Source organism: Litorivivens sp. (assembly GCF_057445395.1).
This window is the reverse complement of sequence record NZ_JBVBUV010000129.1, coordinates 1-4,334: the sequence shown is the minus strand read 5'-3', so window position 1 is coordinate 4,334 and position 4,334 is coordinate 1. Positions and strand designations below refer to the sequence as shown.

4 protein-coding genes are annotated in these 4,334 nt (G+C 52.6%); 1 reads left to right on the top strand and 3 read right to left on the bottom strand.

The genetic code is table 11. The annotated features are described in order from the left end of the window. Positions 1-584 (bottom strand): hypothetical protein (locus AC222A_RS18800; protein ID WP_372760809.1); only part of this gene is annotated, 584 nt, incomplete at its 3' end. A 579-nt stretch (positions 585-1,163) separates the two neighbouring features. Here AC222A_RS18800 and AC222A_RS18795 point away from each other — a divergent pair. Further along, the gene (locus AC222A_RS18795; RefSeq protein ID WP_486775442.1) at positions 1,164-2,162 is read left to right on the top strand and encodes a 1-aminocyclopropane-1-carboxylate deaminase/D-cysteine desulfhydrase; all 999 of its coding nucleotides are present in this window, start codon (positions 1,164-1,166) and stop codon (positions 2,160-2,162) included. Between the two features lie 456 nt (positions 2,163-2,618). Here AC222A_RS18795 and AC222A_RS18790 read toward each other — a convergent pair whose 3' ends face one another. Both AC222A_RS18790 and AC222A_RS18785 read right to left on the bottom strand, forming a co-directional pair. Beyond that, positions 2,619-3,239, bottom strand: a complete 621-nt coding sequence (locus tag AC222A_RS18790) for a sterol desaturase family protein (RefSeq protein ID WP_486775441.1) — start codon at positions 3,237-3,239, stop codon at positions 2,619-2,621. 315 nt (positions 3,240-3,554) lie between these two features. Then, on the bottom strand, positions 3,555-4,334 hold a 780-nt coding region (locus AC222A_RS18785), incomplete at its 5' end, for a helix-turn-helix transcriptional regulator (RefSeq protein WP_486775440.1).

Here is a 4,334-nt window from a genome sequence, read left to right as displayed (position 1 = left end):
AGCATTCCAATGATTACAAATACCAGCAACGCGCCGGTCACCATCCAAACGCTCATCTGATTCATGGCGATCAGCTGCAGGCGACCGACGGCGGGCGCAATTACACACACGGTGGCACAGAACATCAGGCGGCGATGCCAGTCAGTCTGGCGGCGCAGATGTAGTGCTGAGAACACGAGGATGGCAAAGCAGGCGATATTCACCCAGTCCAGCGCCAGAAAAAACGCCGGGGTAAACACAGGTGGTACGCGATCAACCATGAGGGTAACGGGTGTGAGCACCAAGCCCAGCACAACCATCCAGCCAGCGAGCAAAGCGCCGACGCGGCCGAGGCGACGATGCTGTGGCAGGGCATCTCGATACGCCAGTGTATTCTGGGTGATAAAGAGCGCGATCCATGCCATAAAACTTAAGGCATGCAAATGAACCCACCAAGGTGAGCGAAACGACGAAATACCCAGGGCTGCAAAGGCCCCGAAACCGAGCACGACGGTTGCGGCAATGGCGCAGGACATTCGGAGAAAGAACAGGCGTTCAGAGGTTTCAGGGTCGGTCAGGTCAGCATGCGGAATCGTAGTGTTCATCAGTGTGCCCCGGGTAGACGGTACAGCTGCTTTTGTGATGCATTGACGACGCTAGAACCTAACCCTATTTAGCGAACAGCTCAATACGTGGGGTTTAGAATATTCGGTGTTAACGCAAGGGGCGGTTAGATAGATTTGCGCTAGCAATACCGTTGGTATTTGAGTCGCAAGTCAGTCTGATAGTGTCACGTAGATTGGTTGATCGCACGGATTAATGATTCTCTTAATCCCCGCGTCGGATAGCGCACATCATATACCCGATCTGTCCTTGATCAACACGATGACGCGGGCATAACGAGAAGAAGTTTAGTTTGCAAGAGTGATAGATCGGTTTTTGCCCGTGTGTGATATTCGTGAGTATGTACGATATTTCCAATCATCCCAGTCCAATGCAGCGAGTCGTTAACTATCGCAACGTTGCCGGTGCATTCAAAGATGAAAGCGGAGCTGTCGGGCTATATGAAGTCCGACGATGGGCAAAGGAAAATATGCGCCCTGCGAAGTCGCAAACTTAGTCAATGGGGGCAGTCATTGATATACCATTGATATCTACGACCCTATAAATGATGAATAAATGGCATGACGACTACGAGACCCTTATTTGAGGCATACCCGCTACTGACTGATACCTTGCCCTGGCTTCAGTTGGCTGACCTGCCGACACCTGTCGAACCACTGCCGGATATTGGCTCAAATGCGTGGATTAAACGGGATGACATCTCCCACGCTATCTATGGCGGCAATAAAATCCGCAAGCTCGAATTTATCCTGGCCGATGTGATGGCGCAGGGTAGAGAGCACGTAGTCACCTTTGGCGCCACTGGAACGAATCATGGCGTAGCCACTGCCATGCTGTGCCAGAAGTTAGGCTTACGATGCACGGTACTTTTGTTTGAGCAGCCCGAATCAAAAACTGTGCGTGACAATTTACTGCGGATGCAACAGTTTGGTGCTGAGCTCACATTTTGCGGGACTCTTGCCAACACGGTGATGCGCTACTATTGCCATCCTCAGCGTTTCTCGCGAAAGCACTATTTCCTGTTTGCGGGTGGCTCTAACATTGCAGGCACTATTGGCTTTGTTAATGCGGCTTTTGAACTTTGGCAGCAAATCGAAGGTGGCGTGTGCCCCATGCCCGCTAGAATCTTCGTGCCGGTTGGCTCTGCGGCCACCCTGGCCGGGTTGACGATTGGCGCGGCGCTCACGGGTCTCAAAGCGGAGATTGTGGGTATCCGCGTTGCGCCATCGCACTTGGGCGTGATACCCACGTGCACGGTAGGCACAGTACATCAGTTGATGAAGCGTACCTGTAACACGCTGTCACGTTATGGTCTTGAGATGCCGGCCATGGCGGCGCCCAAGCTTATCGACAGCTATTACGGCGCAGGCTACGGTGTGCGTAGTGAGGCTGGTGACAAGGCCACCGCAAAGTTTTCGGGCTGCGGTATCGCGTTGGATCAAACCTATACCGCTAAAGCCGCCGCGGCATATCTGGATTCTATAGAGGCTAGCGGTGAGGTGCAGTTGTATTGGCACACCTACAATTCACGGCCGGTTAAATTTTTGGACGTACATTAATAGTCCAGCACCTGTTAGGGATATCCCAGATCGATTTGTGACTGATGACACTCTAATGCAGCGCCCGGGCTTGCAGCGGAGTCCCTCGCCTGGAGTGCGTGACTAGTTTCCTAGGTAAACGGTGTGAGGTGAAGATGGTTCGAAAGGCAGTATCAACACCTCTGGGCTATCTGGTAAGAAAGCGTAAGTTTCTCTAAGCGCCGAATACAGATACTGGGTTGGATCAATGGCATCAGAGGCATTAGTTCGGATATGCGTCTGCGGCTGCACTCACCGAGCAAGACGGTGGGGGTTGAATGTCGGCATTGAAGAACCATATGCAATTTTTGTCACGCCGAGCCAAGGGAGTGGTGACAACTGTAGATATCAGCAGACCACTATTGGCTATACCACTATTAGCTATAGCCCACGGGCTTTGATCAATAGCAGAGAAGCCCGAGCTGTTCCGTATACTTTTTAGCTTTGGAACGGCCAGCGGAGCTGTTGAGTGTAGCGCAAGGGCATAGGTTCTTTTATTCCAATCTCACCAGCACCAATTGGCGTGCGAGTGTATTTGAATGTTCTGAACAGCTGGTCCCATATCATCCAGAATTCCCCGAAGTTTACTTGCGCGTCTTCGTACTCACGTTTGTGATGTCCACGATGGATTTCGGCGACTCCCAGCAGGTTTCGGAAAACGCCTACAGTATAGTCGAGGTTCGCGTGCTGAAAGGCGAGGTGAACCGATATGATGGCAAACCAGGCGCCGATGACGCCCGCAGGCGCGCCTAGTATTACCACAGCTATCAGGCCCGGGCTGGCCAGCAAAATTGCGCTCAGCGGATGACGACGTTCGCCGTTTAGCCAGTACAGGCGCTCCGAACTGTGGTGGAGCGCGTGCAGCCGCCAAAGAAAGGGAAACTTGTGGCTGAGCCAGTGCATAAGCCAGAGGCCAAAGTCGATGATTGCGCCTGCAGCCAGCAATTGTGCCCACAGTGGCCATGCTGAAGGCCAGAGGGTGCCAGCTTGGGCAACGAAATCCGGTAATAATGAACGGCTGAGGGTAACAATTTCGATAACAGTGAAAATCAACGTCAAGCTGAACGCAGCATGCAGTATGTCCACCCGGGTGTCATTGTGGTCTTGGTTCCACTCCGGGGTATAAGGCTGAAAGCGTTCGAGTAGTGCGACAAGTGTTATGCCTGAAGCGGATACTATTATAGCGATCGGCCAATGAGGTAAACCCCGCGCGAGAATCTGATATTGCAGTAATGCGCAACCAATAAAGATCAGGGGGTAGCTTCCCCAGCGAACCGTCCATTTGAGCATGTCTGTATTCACCGACTATCTGCGTGTAGTAACGTCATAGTATGCCGGTGAGGCATGTTGGCGTATTGAACGAAAGTGCTGACTTCAGGCAAGGAGCTTCATCAATTGGGTCGGAGAAATACCAAACGCTTCGCGGACTGCTCGGGTGAAATGGGCCTGATCTGAAAAGCCCGCTTCTGTTGCCGCTTGACTCAGGTTTGTCGTGGTTAAGGCTATCTCCAAAGCGGTAATCAATCGTAACCATTTTCGATAGCTGCGCAGCGGCAGGCCGGTCTGTTCGCTGAACCAATGCGAAAATCGACTCGGCGACAGGCGGCATAATGCCGCTAGCTCGTCCCGACTGATGTTGTTACCCTGCGTGCTCGCCTGGATTTTGGCGATGACTGTGGCAAGACGCTGATTGTCGACAAGAGTCAGTGGCTCATGAAGGGCAATTTGCTGAAGAGTGTCTTGCAGAGATTTTTCTCTAGGAAAGCGTGAAACCAGTACTTGAGCTTCGTTGTCAGCCAATGCTTTCCATTTGCTCTGCTTCGTATCCAATGTCACGGGTATGTCGACGTTGACCAGCGGATCAATGTACAGCGACAGTATTTCCCCATTATGTTGGCGATGTCGAGTTCCCGCGGCTATCAACACCGCAGGCGCACATACCTCCTTGCCTTCAATGTCAAATACTACCTCGCGATCGAGCCCTATGCTGATCTGGTGAGCCCAGTGGCGGTGTGGCCGGTTGTCACCTGAGTGACCGCGGAAGATCCCGAGCCCCGGGCTGATTGCGGTCTCTCCGGCCCAGCGTTGCTTATCATCGGTAGTGCCGTTGTCTGCCATTAGAAAATTATTCCGCGCTTCGCTATCAAAGGGAGC